Below are 23895 nucleotides of genomic sequence, written 5' to 3'. Positions count from 1 at the left end.
CCCGGAATGATAGCCGCCGCACCGCGCGACGCCGCCCCGCACCGGCCGGCCCGGCCCGAATTGGATGCGATCAATTCTCATTTAACGTAGTATCCGGTGGATCATTCGCCCCGCCACGTCCATGACCCACGTCCTTCGCTGCCTGATCGTCTCCCTGCTGCTTGCCTTCGCGCTGTCGGCGCACGCCGACCCGGGCGCCCAGACAGTGTGGCGGCTGCTCGACTACATCGCGGTCGACTACGCCGTCGCGGTGCAGGACGGCGAGGTGGTGAGCGAGGCCGAATACGCCGAGATGATCGAGTTCGCCGACTCGGTGAGCGAGCGCGTGGCGGTGTTGCCGGAGACCGGCGCGCAGGCTGCGCTGGTCGACGGTGCGGCGGAACTGCAGGCTGCCATTGCCGCCAAGCAGTCGCCCGAGGCGGTCGCAGGGATCGCGCGGGGGCTCGCCGGCCAGCTGCTGGCGGCGTACCCGATGCCGCTCGCGCCGTCCTCCACCCCCGACCTTGCCAAGGCGGCCGCGCAGTACCAGCAGCAGTGCGCGAGCTGCCACGGCGCGACCGGCGCCGGCGACGGCCCGGCCGGCGCGGGGCTGGAGCCCGCGCCGATCGACTTCACCGACCGCGAGCGCGCGCGCGAGCGCAGCGTCTTCGCGCTGTACCAGGTCATCGAGCAGGGCCTGGAAGGCACCGGTATGGGCAGCTACGCGCACCTGCCGGCCGACGACCGCTGGGCACTGTCGTTCTACATCGGCCAGTACGCATACCCCGACGATCTGGTGGCCGAGGGCAAGCGCCTGTGGGAAAGCGACCCGGCCGTCCGCGAGGCCCTGCCGGACATGGCCACGCTCACCCAGATGACCCCCTCCGCGCTGGCCGACCGGGTCGGCGAAGACGCCGCCGCGGCGCTGACCGCCTACCTGCGCCGCGCGCCGGATGCCGTGGCGCCCAAGCCCGAGGGATCGCTGGCGCTGGCGCGCGCCCGGCTTGCCGAGGGCGTGGAGGCCTATGCCGCCGGTGATCGCACGGCCGCGCGCGACCTCATGCTGTCGGCCTACCTGGACGGCTTCGAGCCGGTGGAGCCGCTGCTTGCCGCGCGCGACCGTGCGTTGATGGGGCGCATCGAGACCGCCATGGCCGAACTGCGCTCGCGCATCGGCCGTTCCGCCCCGCCGGCGGAGGTGCAGGCGCAGGTGGCGGTGATCAACGGCCTGTTCGACGACGCCGAGGAGGCGCTGTCCCCGGACCGCGCCAGCGACGTGTCCTCGTTCGTCGGTGCCTTCACCATCCTGCTGCGCGAGGGCTTGGAGGCGCTGCTGATCGTGATCGCGATGGTCGCCTTCCTGCGCAAGGCCAACCGTACCGAGGTGATGCCGTACGTGCACGCCGGCTGGGTCGGCGCGCTGCTGGCCGGCGCGTTCACCTGGGTGGTGGCGACCTATCTGGTCGGCATCAGTGGCGCGAGCCGCGAGTTGACCGAAGGGTTCGCGGCGCTGTTCGCGGCGGTGGTGTTGCTGTTCGTCGGCATCTGGATGCACGGCAAGAGCCAGGCCGGCGCATGGCAGCGCTACATCCGGGAGAAGCTTTCGCACGCGCTGTCGAAGCGGTCGGCGTGGTTCCTGTTCCTGCTTTCGTTCGTGGTGGTCTACCGCGAAGTGTTCGAGACGGTGCTGTTCTACGCGGCGCTGTGGAGCCAGGGCAATTCGTCGGCCATCGTCGCCGGTGCCGGCGCCGCCGTGGTCGTGCTGGCGGCGATCGCGTGGGCGATGCTGCGGTACTCGCGCAAGCTGCCGTTCAGCCAGTTCTTCGCGATCAGCTCGGTGCTGATCGCGGTGCTCGCGGTCATGCTGGCCGGCAAGGGCATCGCCGCGTTGCAGGAGGCCGGCTGGCTCCCGGTCACGGTGATTCCGTTCCCGCGCATCGACCTGCTGGGCATCCACCCGACCCTGGAAGGGGTGGCGACGCAGTTGCTGGTGCTGGTGATCCTGGTGGCCGGCTTTACCTGGAACCGGCGCGCGGCGTCCGTGCTGGCCCGCGAACCGGTAACCGACGGCGGTTCATAACAGATAAGCTGGCGGCGGGGCCAGTGCGGCCCCGCGGTGATCGATGCCGGTGACGCCGGCTTGTGCGGGTTTCAGTGCCGGCCGTGCCGGCCTTTGGGCGCCACTTCGCTGGCTTCCACCCGCAGGCTGAAGGTCCGCTCCTCGCCCGGGTGCATGGCGCCCACGCCGACCACCTGCCGGTTGACCTCACGCCCGCGGCCGTCGCGGATCGACAGGACCATCGAGTATTCGCAGGCGCCCTGCGACGGGGCCGGGATCGTGCCTTCCACCTGCAGCGGCGAGAACGTCGCGGCCTCGGCCGCCTCCGCGCCGAAGCGAAGGTGCCCGCGGCATTGCGGGCACACGCTGGCGCTTTCGAGGATGGTGGTCTTGCAGTGCGGGCAGGTGCGTGTCGCGCCCGCGGTGCCGGGGCGCGGCGCGCTCATGCGTCGCTGTCGGGCTTGGCGTCGCCGGACTTGCCGCCGCCGTTCTTACCACCGGCGCCGCCCTTGTCACCCCAGCCGAAGTCGACCTGGCCGCGCATCCGCGCGCCGGAGGCGACCGTCAGCGCGCCGGCCTTGACGTCGCCGGTCAGCGCGCCGGATTCGAGCAGCTCGACGTTCTGGGCCGACTCGATGTTGCCTTCCAGCTCGCCGGCGACGATGACCCGCTGGGCCCGCACCGCGCCCGACAGCCGCGCACCGCGCTCGATCGTCAGGTTGCCCTGGACGTTCACGTCGCCATTGAACTTGCCGGCGATGCGGACGTGGCCAGTACCCTCGATCTTGCCTTCGATGGTCAGCTCGGCCGCGATCAGCGACTCCTTCAGCGGCGCGTCGTTGCCGCTCGCGTTGGCGGCCGGCGCGGAAGAGGGGGCCGGGGCGGGATTGGGGGCGGAGGCGGGCGAGGCGATGTCCCGGATCGGCGACGGCTCGAAGCTGGCGGCACCGGAGGGCCCGGAAGGTGCCGACGCGGGGGTGGCAGTCGGCTTGGCGGGGGAGGATTCTTTCCAGATGGCCATCGGCGGGCGTCCGTTTGCAGGGAGTCCCCGACGGTAGCACTGCTTCACGGCGTCATCATGTGACGCGTTGCGTCATATCCGGCGTCTTCATGTGCCAGTCAGAGTCGATTCATCCCTGGTCTCCGCCTGGCCGCCTCAGCCGCTCCCGCCCAGCATCGCCGTCACCAACAGGCCGCCACCCAGCGCCACGTAGGAACCGATCCGGAGCCAGCGGTTGGCCAGCGATGCCGCGAACGGCAATCCGTGGCGCCACGCGTAAGCCGCATCGAATGCGACCAGCCCGGCCGCAGCACCTCGCCGCCCGGCAGGCTCCCCAGCGGGGGTTACATCCGGAACACCCCGAACCGCGTGCGGTCGGCGATCGGCGCGTTGAGGCTGGCGGACAGCCCCAGGCCGAGCACGCGCCGGGTGTCGGCCGGATCGATGATGCCGTCGTCCCACAGCCGCGCGGTGGCGTAGTAGGGGTTGCCCTGGTCCTCGTACTGCTGGCGGATCGGCGTCTTGAACGCCTCCTCCTCGTCGGGCGTCCAGACACCGTCGCGCGCTTCGATGCCGTCGCGCTTGACCGTCGCCAGCACGCTCGCCGCCTGTTCGCCGCCCATCACGCTGATCCGCGCGTTCGGCCACATCCACAGGAAGCGCGCGCCATACGCGCGGCCGCACATCGCATAGTTGCCGGCGCCGAAGCTGCCGCCGATCACCACGGTGAACTTGGGCACGTGGCTGCACGCCACCGCGGTGACCATCTTCGCCCCGTCCTTGGCGATGCCCGCCTGCTCGTACTTCTTGCCGACCATGAAGCCGGTGATGTTCTGCAGGAACACCAGCGGGATGCCGCGCTGGTTGCACAGCTCGATGAAATGCGCGCCCTTGAGCGCGCTCTCGGCGAACAGGATGCCGTTGTTGGCGACGATGCCGACCGGATAGCCGTGCAGGTGGGCGAAGCCGGTGACGAGGGTCTTGCCGTAGCGCGCCTTGAATTCTTGGAACTCGCTCCCGTCGATGACGCGCGCGATGACCTCGCGGATGTCGAATGGTCGCCGCGCGTCCTTCGGCACGATGCCGTACAGCTCCTCGGCGGCGAACAGCGGCTCGCGCGCCGGCTGCGCGGCCACCGGCAGCACCTTGCGGCGGTTGAACGTACCGACGATGTCGCGCGCGATCTGCAGCGCGTGGCGGTCGTCCTCGGCGAAGTGGTCGGCCACGCCGGAGATGCTGGTGTGCACGTCGGCGCCTCCGAGCGTCTCGGCATCGACCACTTCGCCGGTCGCCGCCTTCACCAGCGGCGGGCCGCCGAGGAAGATCGTGCCCTGTTCCCTGACGATCACCGACTCGTCGCACATCGCCGGCACGTAGGCGCCACCGGCGGTGCAGCTGCCCATCACCACCGCGACCTGCGGGATGTTCTCGGCGCTCATGCGCGCCTGGTTGTAGAAGATCCGGCCGAAGTGCTCTTTGTCGGGGAACACCTCGTCCTGCAGCGGCAGGAAGGCGCCGCCGGAGTCGACCAGGTAGATGCACGGCAGATTGTTCTCGCGCGCGACTTCCTGCGCCCGCAGGTGCTTCTTGACCGTCATCGGGAAGTAGGTGCCGCCCTTGACCGTGGCGTCATTGGCCACGATCACCACTTCCTGGCCCATCACCCGGCCGATGCCGCAGACCATGCCGGCCGCGGGTGCGGCGCCGTCGTACATCTCCTCCGCGGCCAGCGGGGCGATCTCGAGGAACGGCGAGCCCGGATCCAGCAGGGCGGTGATGCGGTCGCGGGCCAGCAGCTTGCCGCGCGCGGTGTGCTTCTCGCGCGCTTTGTCGCCACCGCCGGCGGCGGCATGTGCCAGCCGGGTGTCCAGCTCCTCGACCAGGGCGCGATGCCAGGCGGCGTTGTCGCGGAAGTCCTGCGAGCGGGGGTCGAGGGCGGAGCTCAGTGCGGGCATGCGGTGGTTCGCCAGGTTGAAAGGGGCGGCACAGGATAACCGCGCCGTCGACATGGCTGCCCCCGGCGTGCAGTGCCGACCAAAAAAACGGGCCCGCCGTAGCGGGCCCGTCCATGTCACGCGATACCGCGGGAGGTCAGTCCTGCACTTCCGCGTTGGCCTCGGCCTCGGCTTCCGCCTGCTCCTGCTCCATCTCGGCGGAGACGTTGGCAGCGGCGTCGCCGATCGCACCGGCGGCGTTGGCCTTGCCTTCCTCGTACGCTTCCTGCAGCGGGTCGACCGCGGCGTCGGCGGCGGCGGCGACCGAACCGGCGGCCGCGGCGGCACCGGCGGCAGCGGCTTCGGCGCTGGCAGCGGCGGCGTCACCGGCGGCGTCGGCGGCCACGGCGGCCTGGTCGCCCGCGACCTCGGCCTCGGCGGCCGCTTCATTGGCCTCCTGGTTGGCGGTCGGCGAGTTGCAGGCGGCAAGGGCAAAGGTGCTGGCGGCGAGGAGGATCAAAAGCTTGTTGTTCATGCGCAGACTCCTGTGTGTCGGCAGTTGACTTCAATGGATCGCCGGTCCTGCCGGCGGCGGCACTATCGGGGGAGGCCGTGTAAAGAAATGTGAAGACGCACGGCCGGGGTACAAAAAAAGCCGCCGGGATTAACCCGGCGGCTCCTGACTCAATAACTCGGGCGGTATTACAGGCCGTCGTTGTTGGTCGCGGCGTCGGCGCCGGCAGCGGCTTCTTCAGCAGCGTCCTGGGCCTGCTCGGCGGCGTCGGCGGCGTTCTCGGCCGAGTCGGCAGCGTCGTCGGCACCGGTCATGTCGGTCGCAGCGGCAGCGGCGTCGGCCGAGGTGGCGGCGGCGTCGGCAGCGGCGGCGGCGGTGTCGGCAGCGGCCTGGGCAGCGTCGGCAGCCATCGCGTCGCCAGCGGCGGCGGCGTTGGCAGCGGCTTCGGAAGCCTCGCCAGCGGCCTCGGCGGCCTCGGCGGCGGAGTCTTCAGCCTGCTGCTGGTTCGAGCAAGCAGCCAGAGCGAAGCCCAGGGCCAGGGCAAGCAGCGCCTTGTTGAAAGTCATGGTTCATTCCTCGTCGATTTTGAAAATTGTGGGCAACGCGCAATTGCGCGCCGATAACATGATGACAAGGCCGTGACGCCTGTCAAGCGGCACTTCGGGATTTTTAGTTAATACCTTGTTAACCGATTCATTGCCCCGCCGACGTGCGGTTGCGCTGGATGAACAGGGGCGTGGTAAAAGCGCCAACGCCCCGCGCCAAGGTTGATCAGAGCAGTTCGACCGCGATCGCGGTGGCTTCGCCGCCGCCGATGCACAGCGATGCGACACCGCGCTTGCCGCCGCGCACGCGCAGCGCGTTGAGCAACGTCACCAGCAGGCGTGCACCGCTCGCGCCGATCGGGTGGCCGAGCGCGACGGCGCCGCCATGCACGTTGATCTTCCCGTGCGGAATACCGAGGTCCTTGATCGGCGCCATCGCGACGCACGCGAATGCTTCGTTGATTTCAAAAAGGTCGACGTCCTCGACTTTCCAGCCGGCCTTTTCAAGCACGCTCGAAATCGCCTTGACCGGCGCGGTGGTGAACCACTCCGGCGCCTGCGCGTGGCTGGAGTGCGCGACGATGCGCGCGATCGGCGTCAATCCGCGCGAGGCGGCCTCGTCGGCCGACATCAGCACCGTCGCGGCGGCACCGTCGGAGATCTTCGACGACGACGCGGCAGTCAGCACGCCGTCCTTGCCGAACGCGGCGCGCAGGCCCGGGATCTTCGAGGTGTCGATCTTGCCGGGCTCTTCGTCCGTATCGACCACGACTTCGCCCTTGCGCGTCTTCACCGTGACCGGGACGATCTCATCCTTGAACACACCGTCGGCCTGCGCCTTCTTCGCGCGGTTGACGCTCTCCTCGGAGAACGCGTCGAGCGCGGCGCGGTCGAAGCCGTAGGTCGAGCAGGTCGCATCGCCGAACACGCCCATCGCCTTGCCGTCGTACGGGTTGGTGAGGCCGTCGTGGGCCATGTGATCGAGCATCTCGGCGCTGCCGTAGCGGATGCCGGTGCGCGAGTTGTTGAGAAGGTGCGGCGCGTTGGTCATCGACTCCATGCCGCCGGCGACGACCACGCTGGCCGAGCCGGCCTTGATCATGTCGTGGCCGAGCATCACCGCCTTCATGCCCGAGCCGCAGACCTTGTTGATGGTGGTGCACGCGGCCGAATCGGGCAGGCCCGCGCCGAGCGCCGCCTGTCGTGCCGGCGCCTGGCCGAGGCCGGCCGGCAGCACGCAACCCATGATGACCTCGCCCACCTGGTCGGGAGCGACGCCGGCCTGCTCGAGGGCGCCGGTGATGGCGGCGACGCCGAGCTGCGGCGTCGGCACGCCGGTGAACTGGCCGAGGAAGGAACCGATGGCGGTGCGCTTGGCACCGACGATGACGACGTCGTTCATGGGGGACTCCAGTGGGTACGGACCGGCGGACCGGCCAGGCTGATGGATCGGCCGCAGCCGCAACCCCCGATTATGCGGCGGCGTGCTGCAGCGCGGCAAACGACCGTGACGCTTCACCTGTTTGAATGGATCGGCGATTGTGCCTGCCGCGAACGCGGTCGATACTCGGGCGACTGGCCCGGCGTGTGCGTCGTTTTCCTGCAACGCACCTCGCCGTACATCGAACTCCGGGGGATCGAAATGGAATTGCATCGCAACGCACTTGCCCACGCGTGCCGCGTCGCGCTGGGAAGCATCGGACTGGTGGTGTTGGCGGGTTGTGGCGGTGGCGGAAGCGACACGACCGTGCGCCCCGATCCGCCGCCGGCAGCGCCGCCGCCGGAGCCGGTGGTCTACGACCCCGACCCGCGCTTCATCAAGCACCTGACCGTCACCAACACCGACGACGCGCACGCTGCCGGCTTCACCGGTGCCGGCGTGCGCATCGGCGTGGTCGACAGCGGCGTCAACCGCAACCACCCGGCGCTGGCGCCGCGCGTGGTGTCCAACCTGGTCTACCTCGACCCGAGCAGGAACAACCTGGATGTCGACGACGTCGACGGCCACGGCACCGCGGTGGCGCAGATCATCGCCGGTACCGCGTTCGGCGCATGGCCGGGCGGCATGGCGCCGGGGGCGGAGATCGTCTCGGCGCGCATCATTTCCGACAACCCGCCGGTCGACGACGGCTCGGGGCAGGGCAACGAGGTTGACGGTGCGCTCGGCCTCAAGCCGATCCACCAGGACCTGATCGACCGCGGCGTGCGGATCATGAACAACTCGTGGGGCGGCCTGTACTGGACCAACCCCGAGGCGACCGCACCGATCGCCGACGAGTACCGGCCCTTCATCATCCAGCATGGCGGCCTGGTGGTGTTCGCCACCGGCAACGAGGAGGGCGCGAACCCGTCGAGCATGGCCGCGCTGCCGAGCCAGCCGGGCGTCAACGGCACCATGCCCGGCGCCGACCTGGAGCGCGGCTGGATCGCGGTGGCCGCTGTGGATACCGATGCGCCGGACACGCTGTCGTCGTACTCCAATGCCTGCGGCGTGGCGATGGACTACTGCATGGTTGCGCCGGGCAACGTAGTGGCCACCGGCACCAACGATCCGCCGGACGTGCCGACCTACTACAACTGGGCCGGCACCTCGTTCGCCGCGCCGCAGGTGTCCGGCGCGGCCGCGCTGGTGTGGGAGGCGTTCCCGTACTTCAACAACGACCTCGTGCGCCAGACCCTGCTGGGCACCGCGACCGACCTGGGTGCCGCGGGCGTGGACGCCGTCTTCGGTCACGGCCTGCTCAACGCCGGCGCCGCGGTGCAGGGTCCGGGTCGGCTCGACTGGGGCCAGGTGGTCGCGGACTTCGACGGCGGCACGTCGACCTGGGCCAACGACATCACCGGCGCCGGCGGCATCACCAAGCGCGGCACCGGCGAGCTCGTGCTCACCGGCAGCAACGCCTACACCGGTGCGACGCGGGTCGAGTCCGGCATCCTGACCACGCTGTCGAGCCTGCCGGGCGACGCGGTTGTCGGCGTCGATGGAGGCCTCGCGCTGGATGCCAGCGGCGTCGCCGGCAACCTCGGCAACGACGGTGTCGTCTTCATGCATGGCGGCGACTCGCAGGGGTACACGCACGTGGTTGGCGGTGATTTCCGCCAGGGCGAAGGCGCGCTGCTCGCATTCGACGTCGGTTCGCAGCTGCAGGTGGCGGGCAGTGCGCAGATCGACGGCGACGCGATGGTCGCCGGCATCACCGAGGGCTATGTCCACCAGTCCAGCGAAACCTTCCTGACCGCCGCCGGCGGCATCACCGGTACGTTCGACAACCTGCTGGCCGGCGAGGGCGTGTTCCTCGAAGCCAGCCTGGCCTACACCGCCAACGCGGTGGCGCTGGAAATCCAGCGGCTCGACGTCGACGCTGCCGCGCAGGCGTTCGGCCTGAGCGCGGCGGCGGTCGGTAGCGCGGTTCGCGTCGAGAACGCGTTCCGGATGATCGACGGCGGCGGTGTGCCGGTCACCGGTGGCCCGCTGCCCGGCGGCTTCATCCAGGGCGCGTCGGCGCTGCAGCGCACGCCGACGATCGCCGCGGCCGAGCAATCGCTGGCGAGCCTGTCGGGCGAGATGCATGCCGCCGATGCCGCGTTCGCGATGATGGCGATCGAGGGTGGCCGGCACGCGCTGGAGTCGCGGCTGGACACGCTCGACCGCACCGGCGTGGCCGGCGCGTGGGCGCAGCGGCTCGACGGCGAGCGTTCGATGTGGTCGCACGCACGGCTCGACAGCAACGGCTGGATGATCGGCCACGACCGCTGGTTCGGCCCCAACCTGATGGTCGGCACCGCGTTCGGCCAGAGCGACGGCTACGGCGTGCACGACCTGCGCGGCGACCGCGAGCGCAACCGCCAGCTCGAAGGCCAGCTCTACGCGGCCTGGGAGAACGGCGGCAACTACGTGCTCGGGCGCCTCGCCGCGGGCCGCATCGACCGCCGCATGCAGCGCGACATCCTGCTGGGCTCGCAGAGCTTCGGCGTCGGCACCGACTACGACAACCGCTACACCACGCTCGGTGTGCAGGCCGGCCACCGCTTCGAGCTGGCGGGGGCGACGCTGACGCCGTACCTCGGCACCCAGGCGATCCGGCTGGAGCGCGACGGCTTCACCGAGCAGGGCGCGGCCGGCTTCGGCCTGAGCACCGCCGGTTCGACCCTCGACGCGACCCAGGCACTGGCCGGCGCGCGGCTGGAGCGCCAGTGGTCGGTGGGCGCCGCGACGGTCTCGCTGCAGGGGCGGCTGGAGTGGCAGCACACGCTGTCGCAATCGGGCAGCGCGATCGATGCGCGTTTCACCGGGCTGGACGTGTGGTCGCCGATTGGCGGCGCCGGGCTGGACGACAACGCCACGGTGTTCGGCTTCGGGCTGGGCGTCGACACGCTTCGTGCCGGCCGTTTCGGTCTCAACCTCGACACCCGCCAGGAAGGCGGCCGCCGCTACACCGGAGCGTTCGCCAACTGGTCATTCGGGTTCTGATCCGACGCCAGCTCAACAAAAAAACGCCGCGGACTCCGCGGCGTTTTCTATTTACTGCCTCGACAACCGGTTCCCGCCTTCCGTAGGAGCGACGTGAGTCGCGACCTGTACATCGCTGCCGGAGGGTCGGGCGCAGGTCGACGAGGATGCGCCACCGGAAGCAACTCCGGACGCCACGCGGATATCCCACTGCGACGCACCTTGCGGGTTCGGCGGGTCGCGACTCACGTCGCTCCTACGAGGCGAGCCGCGGTAAGCGAGCCGCAGCGGGGGCGTAGTGGGCGAGCCGCAGTGGGCGCGGAGCGCCTCAGCTCCGCCCGTCGAACAGCTCCCGGCCGATCAGCATCCGGCGGATCTCGTTGGTGCCCGCGCCGATCGCATAGAGCTTCGCGTCGCGCAGGATGCGGCCGGTCGGGTACTCGTTGATGTAGCCGTTGCCGCCAAGGGTCTGGATGCCTTCCAGCGCCACCTGCACCGCCGCCTCGCTTGCGTGCAGCAAGCACGAGGCCGCATCCACGCGGCTCTTGTGCCCGGCGTCGTAGTCGCGCGCCACCTGGTAGGCGAAGGCGCGGCTGGACTGCAGGGCGGTGTACATGTCGGCGATCTTGGCCTGCATGATCCCGAACGTGCCGATCGCCTGGTCGAACTGCCGGCGCTCGCGCACGTAGGGCAGGGCGATGTCGAGCGCGGCCTGCATCAGGCCCAGCGGGCCGCCGGTCAGCACCAGCCGCTCGGTGTTGAGGCCGGACATCAGCACCCTGACGCCCTGGTTCACCTCGCCGAGCACGTTCCTGGCCGGGATCTCGCAGTCCTCGAACACCAGCTCACAGGTGTTGGAACCGCGCATGCCGAGCTTGTCGAGCTTCTGCGCGGTGCTGAAGCCCTTCATGCCCTTCTCGACGATGAAGGCGGTCATGCACTTGCTGCCCGCGTCCTTGCCCGCCGTGCGCATGTAGACGATCAGCACGTCGGCCTCGGGGCCGTTGGTGATCCACATCTTGTTGCCGTTGGCGACCCACACATCGCCGCGCAGCTCGGCGCGGCACGACATCGAGCCGACCACGTCCGAACCCGCGCCCGGCTCGCTCATCGCCAGCGCGCCCTTCCACTCGCCGCTGCACAGCCCGGGCAGGTACTTCGCGCGCTGCGCCTCGTTGCCGTTGGCGTACAGGTTGTTGACGCACAGGTTGGAGTGCGCGCCGTAGCTCAGGCCGACCGAGCCGGACGCGCGCGAGATCTCTTCCATCGCGACCAGGTGGGCGAGGTAGCCCATCCCGCTGCCGCCGTATTCGCCGGGCACGGTCAGGCCGAGCAGGCCCATCTCGCCGAGCTTGGGCCACAGGTCCTGCGGGAACGCGTTCTCCTCGTCGATCGCGGCGGCGCGCGGGGCGATCTCGGCTTCGGCGAAGCGGCGCACGGCCTCGCGCAGGGTGTCGAGCTCGTCACCAAGGGGGAAGGGGCGCATGGAAGACTCCTGGAAATTCGATGGAAGCCGCCGTCCGGGGCGGCCGGTCGCAATGAGGGGGCCGGAAACGACGACGGGGCACTCGGCCCCGTCGTCGGTACAGCATCAATGGCGCTTACGCACCGCCGCGGATGCGGCCCTGGAAGCGCGGGGTGGAGCGGCCCAGCGGCAGCTTCAGCTTGCCCATGATCTCGATCCGCTCCTCGGCCATGCGGTCGGCGGCCTTGTAGGTCGGGATGCCGTCACGCTCGGAGATCTCGAAGATGCGCGTCAGGTTGTGGTAGATCGTGCGCATCTGGCGCATCGCGCGCTCACGGTTGTAGCCGGTCATCTCCAGCGCGACGTTCATCACGCCGCCGGCGTTCACCGCGTAGTCCGGCGCGTACAGGATGCCGCGCTGGGCCACTTCGTCGCCGATGGCGTTGTTGGCCAGCTGGTTGTTGGCCGAACCGCAGATCACCTTGGCCTTCAGGCGCGGCAGGGTCTCCTCGTTGACGGTGCCGCCCAGCGCGCACGGCGAATACACGTCGGCGTCGACGTCGTAGATCTCGTCCAGGCCCACCGCCTCGGCGCCGTACTCGGACACGGCCTTGTCGATCAGCGACTGGTTGATGTCGGTCACGAAGATCTTCGCGCCGCGCTCCTTGAGCAGCTTCACGTACTCCATGCCGACGTGGCCCAGGCCCTGCACGGCGTAGCTGTACTTGCCGACTTCCTCGTCGCCGAAACGCTTGTTCAGCGAGGCCATCAGGCCCTGCAGCGAACCGTAGGCGGTGAACGGCGACGGGTCACCCGAACCGCCGTGGACCTGGTGCACGCCGGTGACGAACTCGGTCTCGCGGTACACGAACTCCATGTCGTTGACGTCGATGCCGACGTCCTCGGCGGTGATGTAGCGGCCGCCCAGCGACTGCACGAACTGGCCGAACGCGCGGAACAGCGCCTCGGACTTGTCGGTGGCCGGGTTGCCGATGATCACGGCCTTGCCGCCGCCGATGTCGAGACCGGCCACGGCGTTCTTGTAGGTCATGCCGCGCGACAGGCGGAGCACGTCGTTGAGCGCGTCCTGCTCGGTCTTGTACGGCCACATGCGGGTGCCGCCCAGGGCGGGGCCCAGCACGGTGTTGTGGATCGCGATGATGGCCTTCAGGCCCGCGTCCTTGTTGTGGCAGAACACGACCTGCTCATGGCCGAAGGTGTCCAGGGTCTCGAAAATCATCGGGTGCTCCGCGTCGGCGCGCGACTGCGTTGTTAACGCTTTACGCCAACAGTTTTTGTTAGGTAGTTGAATCCGTGCGGATTCGCCTGTGCACGGCCGGGTAGCGCCCGGCTGCGGGGCCGTAGTCTAAAGCAATCCGTCCGTACGGATATGTATCGGCCGTGTGCATCGGGCGTGCCGGGTCGGCGGTCCTGTGCGTGACCGCGGTCGCAGCGCGAGGGTGATGGCGGACGCGGATCAGGCGCGACGGTAGCGTCCTTCGCGCAGCCACAGGGTCGCCTGCCACAGCGCCCCGCGGCACACCGGCAGGGCGGCGTGGAGCGAGGCGGTCTCGTGGCCGCCGCCGTGCAGCAGGTCGTCGAACACCACCGCCGCGCCGGTCGCCGGCCGGGTCCGCAGCCCGGCCAGCGGGAAGGACTCGCCGCCGCCGTCGTCGGCCGCCGCCAGGCACGCCAGCAGGGTGCGGTGGCGGTTGCCGGCCAGCACGTGGTCGGCCACCAGCCGGTCGGGCGGCAGGTAGTCGTGGTGGGCGGCGCCGATCGGGCCGGGGCGGCGGCATTCGACCTGCAGCGGCTCGGCATGCGCCAGTTCGCTGCGGGCGGCGCGGGCCAGCCGCAACTGCAGCACGCGCAGGGCGAAGTCTTCGGACGCCGGTTGCACGCGCCACGCCGGGTGCAGGGCGTCGCCGTGGCCGTCCAGCAGTGCGTGGGCGACCAGCAGGCGGCACTCGTCGGAGGTCAGCAGACCGTCGATCTGCGCCAGCCGTGGATGCTCCGACAGCCATTGCAGGGGCGGCGGCACCAGTGCTTCCTCGAACGCCAGCGTCCCCCGCGAGCACGGTCCGCGTGCCGGCCGCGGTGCCGGCGGCGGCGCGTCGATCACCGGCAGCACCGGTGCGCCCGCATCCACCAGCCGCGTCCGCCACGCCGCCGCGGCCATTGGTCGCGGCTCGCAGCCCTCGCCGCGTTCCAGCCGTTCCGCCAGCAGCAGCGCCGACAGCAGGTCGCCGCCGGTCGCGGCGCGTTCCAGCAGGTGCACGCACAGGCGCTGGTCGGCCGGGTCGCGCTTGCGGCCCATGTGCACGGCCGCCGCCCGCAGCGCCGGCGGGTGGCCGTGGTGCACCGCCGCCAGCATCCGCTGGTTGATCCGCCCGTCGCGCGGCAGCAGCACGCTGCCCAGTGCCAGCCACGCCAGCCAGTAACCGGCCACGCAGTTGCCCGCGGCTTCGGCGCGCTGCAGCCAGCCCAGCGCCTGCCGCCGCTCCGGCGCACCGCCAAGACCGAACAGCAGCATCCGTGCGTACGCCACCTGCGCCCCGGTGTGGCCGCCCTGCGCCGCCTTGCGGAACAGCGCCCGCATGGGCTGCCGGTCGTCCGCGTCGTGCCTTTCGGCAGGGGCGGCGTCGACCGGGCAATCGGGGATGGCGGCGAGGGCGGCAACAGGCGTCATTGCCCAGACCAACGCGCCGCTCCCCGGCCCGCGGCCGCGGCCGGATGTTCCATTGGTGAACGCAAAGGCCGCCGCGGGGCCCCGCGCTACAATCGATGGAATCCCGTTCACGCAAGACGAGTGCGCCATGAGCACCCCTGCCAGCAACCTTCCAGGCACCGACGCCGAGACCGCCCGGACCCCCCTGCGGTTCGTCACCGCCGCCAGCCTGTTCGACGGCCACGACGCGGCCATCAACATCATGCGCCGGCTGATCCAGGGGCAGGGCGCCGAGGTCATCCACCTCGGCCACAACCGCTCGGTGGAGGACGTGGTGCGCGCCGCGCTGCAGGAGGACGCCGACGGCATCGCGCTGTCGTCCTACCAGGGCGGCCACGTCGAGTACTTCAAGTACATGGTCGACATGCTCAAGGAGCGCGGCGCCGGCCACATCAAGGTGTTCGGCGGCGGCGGCGGCACCATCACCCCGGAGGAGATCCGCGAGCTGCAGGACTACGGCGTCGAGCGCATCTACCACCCCAACGACGGCATGCACATGGGGCTGGTGGCGATGATCGAGGATGTGGTGCGCCGCGCCGCCGACGGCCGCGTCGAGGGCGAGGCCACCGACACCCAGCCGTCGATCGACGACGAGATCGCCATAGGCCGCATGCTCAGCGCCATCGAGGAAGACCACTTCGACGACGCCCAGCTGTCCAGGCTGCGCAAGCAGTGGCAACTGGCCGGCAGCCGCACCCCGGTCATCGGCATCACCGGCACCGGCGGCGCCGGCAAGTCGTCCGTCACCGACGAGCTGCTCAACCGTTTCCTCGCCAACTTCCCGGAGATGCGCATCGCCGTGATCTCGGTCGACCCGACCCGCCGCCGCACCGGTGGCGCGCTGCTGGGCGACCGCATCCGCATGAACTCGCTGCGCAGCCCGCGCGTCTACATGCGCTCGATGGCGACCCGCCGCCAGCACGCCGCCACCAACGCGGTGCTGAAGGACTCGATCGGCTTCCTCAAGGGCCTGGGCTACGACCTCGTCATCGTCGAGACCGCCGGCATCGGCCAGAGCGACTCGGAGATCGTCGACCTGGTCGACTTCCCGATGTACGTCATGACCAGCGACTTCGGCGCGCCGAGCCAGCTGGAAAAGATCGACATGCTCGACTTCGCCGAACTCATCGTGCTGAACAAGTACGACAAGCGCGGCGCCGAGGACGCCCTGCGCGACATCCGCAAGCAGTGGAAGCGCAACCGCGTCGCCTTCCAGACCAAGGACGAGGACGTCCCCGTCTACCCGACCATCGCCAGCCAGTTCAACGACCCCGGCATCAGCTGGATGTTCGCCAACCTGTGCCGCCTGCTGCGCGAGAAGCTCGGCGTCGGCGGCGGCTCCAATCCCGATGGCCGCCCCGACGTACCCGACGGCACCGACATATCCGGCGGCTCCGATGTAGGAGCGACGTCAGTCGCGAACGCGCAGGGCCCCCGGGACGATGTACAGGTCGCGACTCACGTCGCTCCTACGGCGAAGGGGAATTCCCGCTGCGACTTCCAGCCCGACATCGACACCACGCTGAAGGAGCCGCGCGCGACCGTGCTGATCCCCGGCAGCCGCGTGCGCTACCTCGCCGAGATCGCCGAGCAGGGCAGGGGCATCAACCGCCAGATCGAGACGCAGGCCGAGATCGCCGACCGCGCGCAGAGCTATTGGCAGAGCCTGCACGACCTCGAAGACCCACAGCTGCCGAAGCAGCTCGACCTCTACGCCGCCGAAGCCCTGCAACGGCCGTCGTCCCCCGACTCCCGCACCCCCTCCGCTGTAGGAGCGACGTCAGTCGCGACCGTGCAGAACGATGGGAACGATGTACAGGTCGCGACTGACGTCGCTCCTACAACGAAGGGGCATTCCAGCCCCACGACGGATGGGGATTCCCCCGTATCCACCGGGGTCCCGGCATCCGCCCCCGACCGCACCCTCCTCACCCTCCGCCAGCGCTACAACGACGCCGTCCAGTCCCTCTCCTCCGAGGCCCTCAAGCTCCTGCGCGACTGGCCGGCCCGCCTCAAGTCCATCACCGACGAGGTCAACGAGTACCAGGTCCGCGACAAGACCATCCGCGTCGACAACTACCGCGAGTCCCTGTCGCACCAGCAGATCCCCAAGATCGCCGCGCCCACCTACAAGTCCTGGGGCGAGCTGCTGACCTTCCTGCAGAAGGAAAACCTGCCCGGCGCCTACCCCTACACCGGCGGCGTGTACCCGTACCGCCGCACCGGCGAGGACCCGATCCGCATGTTCGCCGGCGAGGGCACGCCGGAGCGCACCAACCGCCGCTTCCACTACCTCAGCCTCGGCCAGCCCGCCGCGCGCCTGTCCACCGCGTTCGACTCCGTCACCCTGTACGGCGAGGACCCGGCGCCGCGCCCGGACATCTACGGCAAGATCGGCAACTCCGGCGTCAACATCCCCACGCTGGACGACATGAAGAAGCTGTACTCCGGCTTCGACCTGTGCGCGCCCACCACCTCGGTGTCGATGACCATCAACGGCCCCGCGCCGATGATCCTGGCGATGTTCATGAACACCGCCATCGACCAGCAGGTGGAGAAGTACCTGCGAGCCGACCAGGCCCGCTGGGACGCCGCCCACGACCAGATCGAGAAACTCTTCGAAGGCCGCCAGCGCCCGCAGTACAGCGGCAACCTGCCCGAGGGCCACGACGGCCTGGGCCTCGGCCTGCTCGGCGTCACCGGCGACCAGCTGGTGGATGCCGAGACCTACGCCCGCATCAAGGCCGACACCCTCAAGACCGTGCGCGGCACCGTGCAGGCCGACATCCTCAAGGAGGACCAGGCCCAGAACACCTGCATCTTCAGCACCGAGTTCGCCCTGCGCATGATGGGCGACATCCAGCAGTACTTCGTCGACAACGGCGTGCGCAACTTCTACTCGGTGTCGATCTCCGGCTACCACATCGCCGAGGCCGGGGCGAACCCGATCAGCCAGCTCGCCTTCACGCTGTCCAACGGCTTCACGATCGTCGAGTACTACCTGGCGCGCGGCATGAAGATCGACGACTTCGCGCCCAACCTGTCGTTCTTCTTCAGCAACGGCATGGACCCCGAGTACACCGTCATCGGCCGCGTCGCCCGCCGCATCTGGGCCCGCGCCATGCGCGAGCGCTACGGCGCCAGCGCCCGCAGCCAGATGATGAAGTACCACATCCAGACCAGCGGCCGCTCCCTGCACGCGCAGGAGATCCAGTTCAACGACATCCGCACCACGCTGCAGGCGTTGTACGCCCTGTTCGACAACTGCAACAGCCTGCACACCAACGCCTACGACGAAGCCATCACCACGCCGACCGAAGAGTCCGTGCGCCGCGCCGTCGCCATCCAGATGATCATCAACAAGGAGCTGGGGCTGAACTACTGCGAGAACCCCTGGCAGGGCAGCTTCATCGTCGACAAGCTCACCGACATCGTCGAGGAAGCCGTCTACAAGGAGTTCGAGGCCATCAGCGAGCGCGGCGGCGTGCTCGGCGCCATGGACACCATGTACCAGCGCGGCAAGATCCAGGAAGAGAGCCTGTACTACGAGCACAAGAAGCACGACGGCAGCCTGCCGCTGGTGGGCGTCAACACCTTCCTGGGCAAGGACGGCCACAGCGACGTGGCCACCGAGATCGAACTGATCCGTTCGACCCCGGAAGAGAAGGGCCAGCAGATCGAGAACGTGGCTGGCTACCAGGACAACCGCAACGCACTGGCCGGGGAGGGCCTGCGCGCGCTACAGAAGACCGCCCGCGACCGCCAGAACGTGTTCGCCGCGCTGATGGAGGCGGTGAAGACGCACAGCCTGGGGCAGATCAGTCATGCGTTGTATGACGTGGGTGGGGAGTATCGGCGGAATATGTGAGGTTTTTGCCTTGTAACTTTCTTTGGGAGGCCACCCACACGGCGGTCTCTTTGTTTCTCGCGTTTCGATGCCCTAGGCTTCTTCAAGGCTTTGAAGATGTATATCCTCGAAACATGTCCGCGCGCTACATGATGTGGTTGTGCGGCTCCGTGTTGGCGCGTATTTGATTGGGGGAAGAGATGGCCGCTATTGCAGTTGTGGATCGGGCTAGAACTGCTATCAGCCTTGGTGAAAGTCACTTCAGAGAGTTCAAAAGTGCATTGCACGGGGCTCCGGGTCAAAAGACGCTGCGGACACTCCGCGAAATTTCTATTGACATCAGTCAGACCCTAGTGGGGTTTGCAAATGCCGATGGGGGCGAGTTGCTCGTCGGTGTTGAGGATTCGGGCGAAATCACTGGGGTCGATAAATGCAGTCCGGCAGACCTAGAGGTACTACAGGCGGCGCCCGTCACCCATGTTCATCGCGATACTCCATTGCCAGAGGTAAGGAGATCTCTCCTTGATCTTGATGGGCGGAAAGTACTTTATTTCTCGGTGCCAAAAAGCACTCGGTATATCCACGTCACATCCGATGGTAGGTGTCTCCAGCGGCGTGATCTTGAAACTGTTCCTGTTGCGGCTGAGGCAATTCAGTTCGATAGACAAGAGCAAAAGTCCCGGGAATATGATCGAGAATTTGTTGACGGTGTTTCTGCGGATGACTTAAATCTTGATCTTGTGCGCGCAGTCGCTGATCAGGTGATGCGCGGTATGAGTGTTGAGAAATGTTTGCAGTATTTAGGGCTCGCCGAGTACGGGCTATCGCATCTGCGGATAAGAAGAGGTGCGCTGCTCCTGTTTGCAAAGGACGCGGTTCGCTGGCATCCCCGAATTCAAGTCCGAATCTTGAAAGTCGATGGCGACACGCTAAAGACTGGTGAGGCCTACAATGTCGGTCCGGATCAAGTTGTTTCCGATAACATTCTTACCTTGATCGATAAGTCTTGGGAGGCGCTGCGCCCGCACCTCGTACAAACGAAGTTTGACAAAGCGGCGCGATTCGAACAGCGCTCCATTTATCCGGAGCTGGCTTGTCGCGAGGCGCTACTGAATGCTATCGCACATCGCGACTACTCCGACGAAGGCCGAGGAGTCGAGATATATATCTTCGACTCGCATCTTGAATTCGTAAATCCGGGCGCGCTACTTTCGTCGATTCGGGTGGATGATTTGCAGGCTGGAAAGGGAACTCATCAGTCGAGAAACACCAATATTGCTCGCGTTCTCCGTGAGCTTGGTTATATGCGTGAACTCGGCGAGGGGATGCGAAGAATTTATGAGTTGATGAACGTCAATGAATTGGCTCCCCCGAATATTTCCAGTTCATCTAGCGGGTTCAAGATTGTCCTGACTCATCGCCCGCTCTACTCTGAGCGCGATCAACTTTGGTTAAGTCAATTCGATCAAATGGATTTGGACCGGGAGCAGAAGGCCGTCATCCTCCTTGGGCGTGATGGGCGGGTCTTTTCGGTTCAACAAATCTGGGATGCGGTAGGCATCGTTGACACGGAACACTACCGAAAGCTCGTGGACGGTTTGATGCGTGGCGGCGCTCTCATTAAGACCATCGGAACGGATGCCGCAAAGAAGGCTGCGCGTAAAAAGAAGATTCCTTTTAGGGAGTTTCCTCGCTACGCGATAACCGTTCCTTCTGCAAAAAAGGAACACTCTAGAGTAGAGGCTGTTCCCGCAAGAAATCCCACACAAGAGCTTACAAATGCTGACGATGTTCGAAAACAGTCCTGCAGAGTTTTTGTAGCGAACTTGCCTGAGGCAATGACTCGTGAGGAGTTATTTGATTCGTTTTCGTTTATTGGTGAGATCGCCGAGATCAGATTTTCTGTGATAGCTGGCCGATCCAAGGGTTATGCAATTATTGAATTTGGTGACGAGACGGCAGCCGCAAAGGCCATAGGTGCAAATGGGTTGGAGTTTGAGGGTAGAAAGCTCGTCATCCGTCCTGATCTTCCTCGTGAGCAGAGACCTCGCGCCAAGTGACGGCAAAAGAAACGAAAATAAAAAGTTCAACAAACGGGGTCAGTTTACTTTCCTGGGTTCCCATCACGGCCGGCTGATGTGCCGGCCGCATCTCGGCAAAATCGGCTGGTTTGTTTGCCGTGGTACCTGCGGTCCTGTCGGCGTTAGGAAACAGCAGCAGCAAATCGCGCATACAAGTCGCCGGGCAGCTCATGGAGAAGTCGCCAGGTGATACCCATCGGGCGATCGCCTTCGTGGTTGACGTAGGAGGCGGGGCCAAGTAGCCAGAACGCCCGGTCCTCCGTGATCAGGCGAGCAAACGGCAACACGCTACTTCCGTTCACTTCGTGCTGTTGATAGCGCAGTCCGGTGTCGCTGTCGGCCCGAGTGCCGGACTGACTTTCCCAATGAATCAGCTCGCGGCTGATCGCGTAGTCGCGGTAGCGGGTGGTGGGTGAGAAATGTCCACTCGCCTTGTCCAGGGTGAACGCCAATAGATCCACTTGCGCGTCTGGGAGCCAGCGCACGCCTTCGCGCCACTCAGGCACCTTCAGGTTTTCCCCATCCCCGAATGCGGCGAGGATCTCTCGGCGGGTGTAGCGGGCATGGACGTATAGAGGCACTTCTGGGTGCGTCGAGAGCGGGGTTTGAACATGGTCGATTCGCTGCGCGAGAACCTGCATCAGCTCGTTGAGCTCCTGTAGCACCTGCGGGTGCTTCCAGATCAACGAGGCAGCGTCATCGAGGCTTTCGTCTACAGCGCGGACGCTTTCAGTGAGCACCGTTGCCAGCATGTGGAACAGCCGTCGAGTACGCAGGTCCTCTGTACGGATGTCGGGAGGCTGCACCGCTTGGGCAAAGGCGCGGTATTGCTTGATCCGTGCCTCGTCGTCGAGATGCAGCAGTCGGCCGAGCGCGCGGCGTAGTGCACGTTCTTCCGGACCGACCGGCAGCGTGGGAAGACCGCCGGCTTCGAGTAGATCCGACCAACAGTGATTGTTGGAGTAGACGTCCTCAAGGCTTAACCCCGATTCGTCGAGGAACCTCTTGAGCGTTATTTCGGAAGTGGTCTCTGCCACCCTCTGCAACTCTCGCGCTTTCGCGGGCCACGTGGATGGCAGGCTTTGTCGGATGTTCTGGAGCACGGTTTCCGTAGCCACAGCATCGAGTTGCATGTGGCAGCCACTGGGGAGAAACGGGAACCCGCTTTCGATCTGCTTTTCCAGTTGTTTGCGGGTTCCGCCCAGCAACGCGCCAAACCGGCGATAGAACTGAAATTCCTTGCGGTGTTGGCCGACGAAGTCCAGGACAGTGCAGACGGACTTCCCCGGTTCACGCCGCAGCCCGCGACCGAGCTGCTGCAGGAACACGGTCGGGCTATCCGTCGGTCGCAACAGCAGAAGGGTGTCGACGGAGGGAACGTCTACACCTTCGTTGAAGAGGTCGACGGAAAACACGACACGCAGATCCCCGGCAGCTAGTGAAGACAGAGCGCCGCGGCGGCTCTGCTCAGGCGTTTCTGCCCAGACCGCGATGGACGGCAACCCGGCAGCATTGAACTGATCAGCCATGAATCGCGCATGGGCGACAGAGACACAAAAAGCCAGCGCTCGCATCGATACGGCATTCGGGACCACCTTTGCGACGTTCGCCACGATCAGGCGAGCTAGAGCATGGTCACCTGTCACTAGTGCGCTCAGCTCCTGCGGGTCGTAGCCACGGCCGCGCCGCCAGCTCACGCCGCGGTAGTCCACTCCGTCGCTGATGCCGTAGTAGGCAAATGGGGACAGCCGGTGTTGGTCGATCGCGTCCCACAAACGCAGCTCGGCGGCGATCCTTCCGTCGAACCACTGCAGGATTGGTTCCTCGTCACCACGTTCTGGCGTAGCGGTAAGTGCCAGCAGCTCGACAGGGCAGAGGTGATCGAGCAGCGCCTTGTAGGTGCGTGCTGCCGCGTGGTGAAACTCGTCAATGATCACTACATCGAAATGGTCGGGGTCGATGTTGGTGATTCCGGCAGCAGTAAGACTCTGTACCGAGGCAAACACGTGTTCGAATAGTGTCGGCCGATCGCCGCCCACCCACAGTTCACCAAACGCCGCATCTCGCAAAGCGTGGCGAAACGTCGCGAGGCTTTGTTCGAGGATCTCCTTGCGGTGCGCAATGAAGAGCAGCCGCGCACGCGGCAGTCGGCTCCGCAGGCGCTGGTAGTCCAATGCCGCCATGACGGTCTTGCCGGTGCCGGTGGCGGACACGAGGAGATTGCGGTGGCGGCCCTGCAATCGAGCAAGCTCGATTTGTTCCAGTAAACGGGACTGAAAGGGCTCAGGCCGAATTTCAAGCGGACTCGGATAAATCCGGGGACTTCCAACAGGTGCCCGAGTCAGCTCGCGGTACTCGGACTCGTCGAAAGGTCGGAAGTCCTCGTTATTCCAGTAACTGTCAAAGACCGCTGAGAACTTGTCGATTACGTCCGGGTTCCGTGCGCCTGATATACGCACGTTCCATTCCAATCCCGTCACTTGGGCTGAGTGGGTGAGGTTTGAGGAACCGATATATGCCGTGGAGTAGCCTGACGCGCGATGAAATAGCCAAGCCTTGGCGTGTAGGCGGGTGCTCGAAGTGTCATATGAGACGCGGATGTCGGCGCCGAGATCACGCAGCGCTCGAAGCGCGCTTAGTTCCGTGGAGTTGGTGTATGTCGTTGTCAGCAGCCGTAATGGCCGGCTGGCATCCTTGTGGCGTTGGAGGAGGTCCAGCAACGGCTGGATTCCCGACATTCGGACAAAAGCCATGAGGATGTCGATGCGATCCGCTGACGGAACCTCGGATTGGAGCTGAAAGCCAATTCGGGGCTCGCCCGGCGCATTCGTAAGTAGCGTTGTATCAAGCAGCGGCGTCGCAGGGAGTCCGACATGTTCCGGTGTCCCGTCAGGGAGTAGTCGTGCGACCGCGTGAAGCATGTCGCCCGCCGGAGAGGGGGCATCGCTCAAGTCGACTTCCCTGCTGGAAGCGTCGAGTAAGCGAATAATTTGCCGAGCGAGGTCCAGCCCGACCTCCGTGCGCTGCTTGGTGTCGAGCCCTGATATGACTCGCCGGACCAACGTCCCCAAGTGCAGCGCTATTCGGTCTGCAGCCTCCTCGCCGTGGATGCGTCCACGGAGAGCTCTGTGCTTCGTATCGAGTTCTTTGAGTTGGGTTTCAAGGGCCTCGGTTACGAGCTGCTCGTACAGGCCACGATGGAGGTCGGTCATTGCGCCAGGCTAGCATTGGTCTCGACCTCGTGGCCGCGTCGCAGCAGTCGTATGTCGCGACCTGGGCGACGCGGCGGGACT

At 66.8% G+C, this 23895-nt stretch carries 15 protein-coding genes; 4 read left to right on the top strand and 11 right to left on the bottom strand.

The features are described from left to right. Window positions 1-121 precede the first annotated feature (121 nt). On the top strand, window positions 122-2059 hold the full coding sequence (locus N799_RS01350; protein ID WP_036206586.1) for an FTR1 family iron permease: 1938 nt from the start codon (window positions 122-124) through the stop codon (window positions 2057-2059). Window positions 2060-2130: 71 nt separating this feature from the next. Here the strand turns inward: N799_RS01350 and N799_RS01345 are convergent, their stop codons facing one another. The 6 genes from N799_RS01345 to N799_RS01320 form a co-directional block, all read right to left on the bottom strand. After that, window positions 2131-2484: a hypothetical protein gene (locus N799_RS01345; protein WP_036206584.1), complete on the bottom strand. Its 354-nt coding sequence runs from the start codon at window positions 2482-2484 to the stop codon at window positions 2131-2133. After that, complete coding sequence (locus N799_RS01340; protein WP_036206581.1) at window positions 2481-3059, bottom strand: bactofilin family protein; 579 nt, start codon at window positions 3057-3059, stop codon at window positions 2481-2483. The genes N799_RS01345 and N799_RS01340 overlap by 4 nt, the downstream gene beginning before the upstream one ends. Window positions 3060-3382: 323 nt before the next feature. Further along, window positions 3383-4993: a carboxyl transferase domain-containing protein gene (locus N799_RS01335; RefSeq protein WP_036206577.1), complete on the bottom strand. Its 1611-nt coding sequence runs from the start codon at window positions 4991-4993 to the stop codon at window positions 3383-3385. A gap of 136 nt (window positions 4994-5129) precedes the next feature. Further along, on the bottom strand, window positions 5130-5507 hold the full coding sequence (locus N799_RS15600; RefSeq protein WP_036206574.1) for a hypothetical protein: 378 nt from the start codon (window positions 5505-5507) through the stop codon (window positions 5130-5132). A gap of 167 nt (window positions 5508-5674) precedes the next feature. After that, window positions 5675-6052: a hypothetical protein gene (locus N799_RS15595; protein WP_036206571.1), complete on the bottom strand. Its 378-nt coding sequence runs from the start codon at window positions 6050-6052 to the stop codon at window positions 5675-5677. 205 nt (window positions 6053-6257) lie between these two features. Further along, complete coding sequence (locus N799_RS01320) at window positions 6258-7433, bottom strand: thiolase family protein (protein ID WP_036206568.1); 1176 nt, start codon at window positions 7431-7433, stop codon at window positions 6258-6260. 240 nt (window positions 7434-7673) lie between these two features. Between N799_RS01320 and N799_RS01315 the strand changes: the two genes are divergently transcribed. Then, complete coding sequence (locus N799_RS01315; protein ID WP_052100925.1) at window positions 7674-10502, top strand: S8 family serine peptidase; 2829 nt, start codon at window positions 7674-7676, stop codon at window positions 10500-10502. Between the two features lie 307 nt (window positions 10503-10809). Here N799_RS01315 and N799_RS01310 read toward each other — a convergent pair whose 3' ends face one another. The 3 genes from N799_RS01310 to N799_RS01300 form a co-directional block, all read right to left on the bottom strand. Next, a complete protein-coding gene (locus N799_RS01310) occupies window positions 10810-11967 on the bottom strand; it encodes an isovaleryl-CoA dehydrogenase (protein WP_036206565.1) in 1158 nt (385 codons plus the stop codon). A gap of 115 nt (window positions 11968-12082) precedes the next feature. Continuing rightward, entirely contained in the window at window positions 12083-13186 is a 1104-nt protein-coding gene (locus tag N799_RS01305) for a Glu/Leu/Phe/Val dehydrogenase dimerization domain-containing protein (protein ID WP_036206562.1), read from the bottom strand. Between the two features lie 237 nt (window positions 13187-13423). Then, window positions 13424-14635 carry a 2OG-Fe(II) oxygenase gene (locus N799_RS01300; protein ID WP_152597755.1) on the bottom strand — a complete coding sequence of 404 codons (1212 nt, stop codon included), beginning with the start codon at window positions 14633-14635 and terminating at the stop codon, window positions 13424-13426. 127 nt (window positions 14636-14762) lie between these two features. Here N799_RS01300 and N799_RS01295 point away from each other — a divergent pair, with 127 nt between their 5' ends. Both N799_RS01295 and N799_RS14530 read left to right on the top strand, forming a co-directional pair. Next, window positions 14763-18542, top strand: coding sequence for a methylmalonyl-CoA mutase family protein (locus tag N799_RS01295; protein WP_036206559.1), 3780 nt, complete (start codon window positions 14763-14765; stop codon window positions 18540-18542). 179 nt (window positions 18543-18721) lie between these two features. Continuing rightward, entirely contained in the window at window positions 18722-20581 is a 1860-nt protein-coding gene (locus N799_RS14530) for an ATP-binding protein (protein WP_081974617.1), read from the top strand. On the opposite strand, the gene N799_RS15030 is transcribed toward N799_RS14530, so the two are convergent. Beyond that, the gene (locus N799_RS15030) at window positions 20535-20753 is read right to left on the bottom strand and encodes a hypothetical protein (RefSeq protein ID WP_152597754.1); all 219 of its coding nucleotides are present in this window, start codon (window positions 20751-20753) and stop codon (window positions 20535-20537) included. The two genes, N799_RS14530 and N799_RS15030, sit on opposite strands and share 47 nt — an antisense overlap. Continuing rightward, a complete protein-coding gene (locus tag N799_RS01290) occupies window positions 20725-23814 on the bottom strand; it encodes a DUF3427 domain-containing protein (RefSeq protein ID WP_036206556.1) in 3090 nt (1029 codons plus the stop codon). The genes N799_RS15030 and N799_RS01290 overlap by 29 nt, the downstream gene beginning before the upstream one ends. Between the last annotated feature and the right edge of the window lie 81 nt (window positions 23815-23895).

The sequence above is a fragment of the Lysobacter arseniciresistens ZS79 genome, from assembly GCF_000768335.1.
Taxonomy (GTDB): domain Bacteria; phylum Pseudomonadota; class Gammaproteobacteria; order Xanthomonadales; family Xanthomonadaceae; genus Novilysobacter; species Novilysobacter arseniciresistens.
The sequence above is the reverse complement of the archived record's forward strand: the minus strand, read 5'-3'. Positions and strand labels throughout refer to the sequence as shown.

Bases quoted from the DNA above. Each gene is read 5' to 3' on its own strand.
- N799_RS01345 (WP_036206584.1), bottom strand. From the start codon at position 2,484: ATGAGCGCGCCGCGCCCCGGCACCGCGGGCGCGACACGCACCTGCCCG.
- N799_RS01290 (WP_036206556.1), bottom strand. From the start codon at position 23,814: ATGACCGACCTCCATCGTGGCCTGTACGAGCAGCTCGTAACCGAGGCC.
- N799_RS01350 (WP_036206586.1), top strand. From the start codon at position 122: ATGACCCACGTCCTTCGCTGCCTGATCGTCTCCCTGCTGCTTGCCTTC.
- N799_RS01340 (WP_036206581.1), bottom strand. From the start codon at position 3,059: ATGGCCATCTGGAAAGAATCCTCCCCCGCCAAGCCGACTGCCACCCCC.
- N799_RS01295 (WP_036206559.1), top strand. From the start codon at position 14,763: ATGAGCACCCCTGCCAGCAACCTTCCAGGCACCGACGCCGAGACCGCC.
- N799_RS01300 (WP_152597755.1), bottom strand. From the start codon at position 14,635: ATGACGCCTGTTGCCGCCCTCGCCGCCATCCCCGATTGCCCGGTCGAC.
- N799_RS01305 (WP_036206562.1), bottom strand. From the start codon at position 13,186: ATGATTTTCGAGACCCTGGACACCTTCGGCCATGAGCAGGTCGTGTTC.
- N799_RS15595 (WP_036206571.1), bottom strand. From the start codon at position 6,052: ATGACTTTCAACAAGGCGCTGCTTGCCCTGGCCCTGGGCTTCGCTCTG.
- N799_RS14530 (WP_081974617.1), top strand. From the start codon at position 18,722: ATGGCCGCTATTGCAGTTGTGGATCGGGCTAGAACTGCTATCAGCCTT.
- N799_RS01335 (WP_036206577.1), bottom strand. From the start codon at position 4,993: ATGCCCGCACTGAGCTCCGCCCTCGACCCCCGCTCGCAGGACTTCCGC.
- N799_RS01315 (WP_052100925.1), top strand. From the start codon at position 7,674: ATGGAATTGCATCGCAACGCACTTGCCCACGCGTGCCGCGTCGCGCTG.
- N799_RS01320 (WP_036206568.1), bottom strand. From the start codon at position 7,433: ATGAACGACGTCGTCATCGTCGGTGCCAAGCGCACCGCCATCGGTTCC.
- N799_RS15030 (WP_152597754.1), bottom strand. From the start codon at position 20,753: ATGCGCGATTTGCTGCTGCTGTTTCCTAACGCCGACAGGACCGCAGGT.
- N799_RS01310 (WP_036206565.1), bottom strand. From the start codon at position 11,967: ATGCGCCCCTTCCCCCTTGGTGACGAGCTCGACACCCTGCGCGAGGCC.
- N799_RS15600 (WP_036206574.1), bottom strand. From the start codon at position 5,507: ATGAACAACAAGCTTTTGATCCTCCTCGCCGCCAGCACCTTTGCCCTT.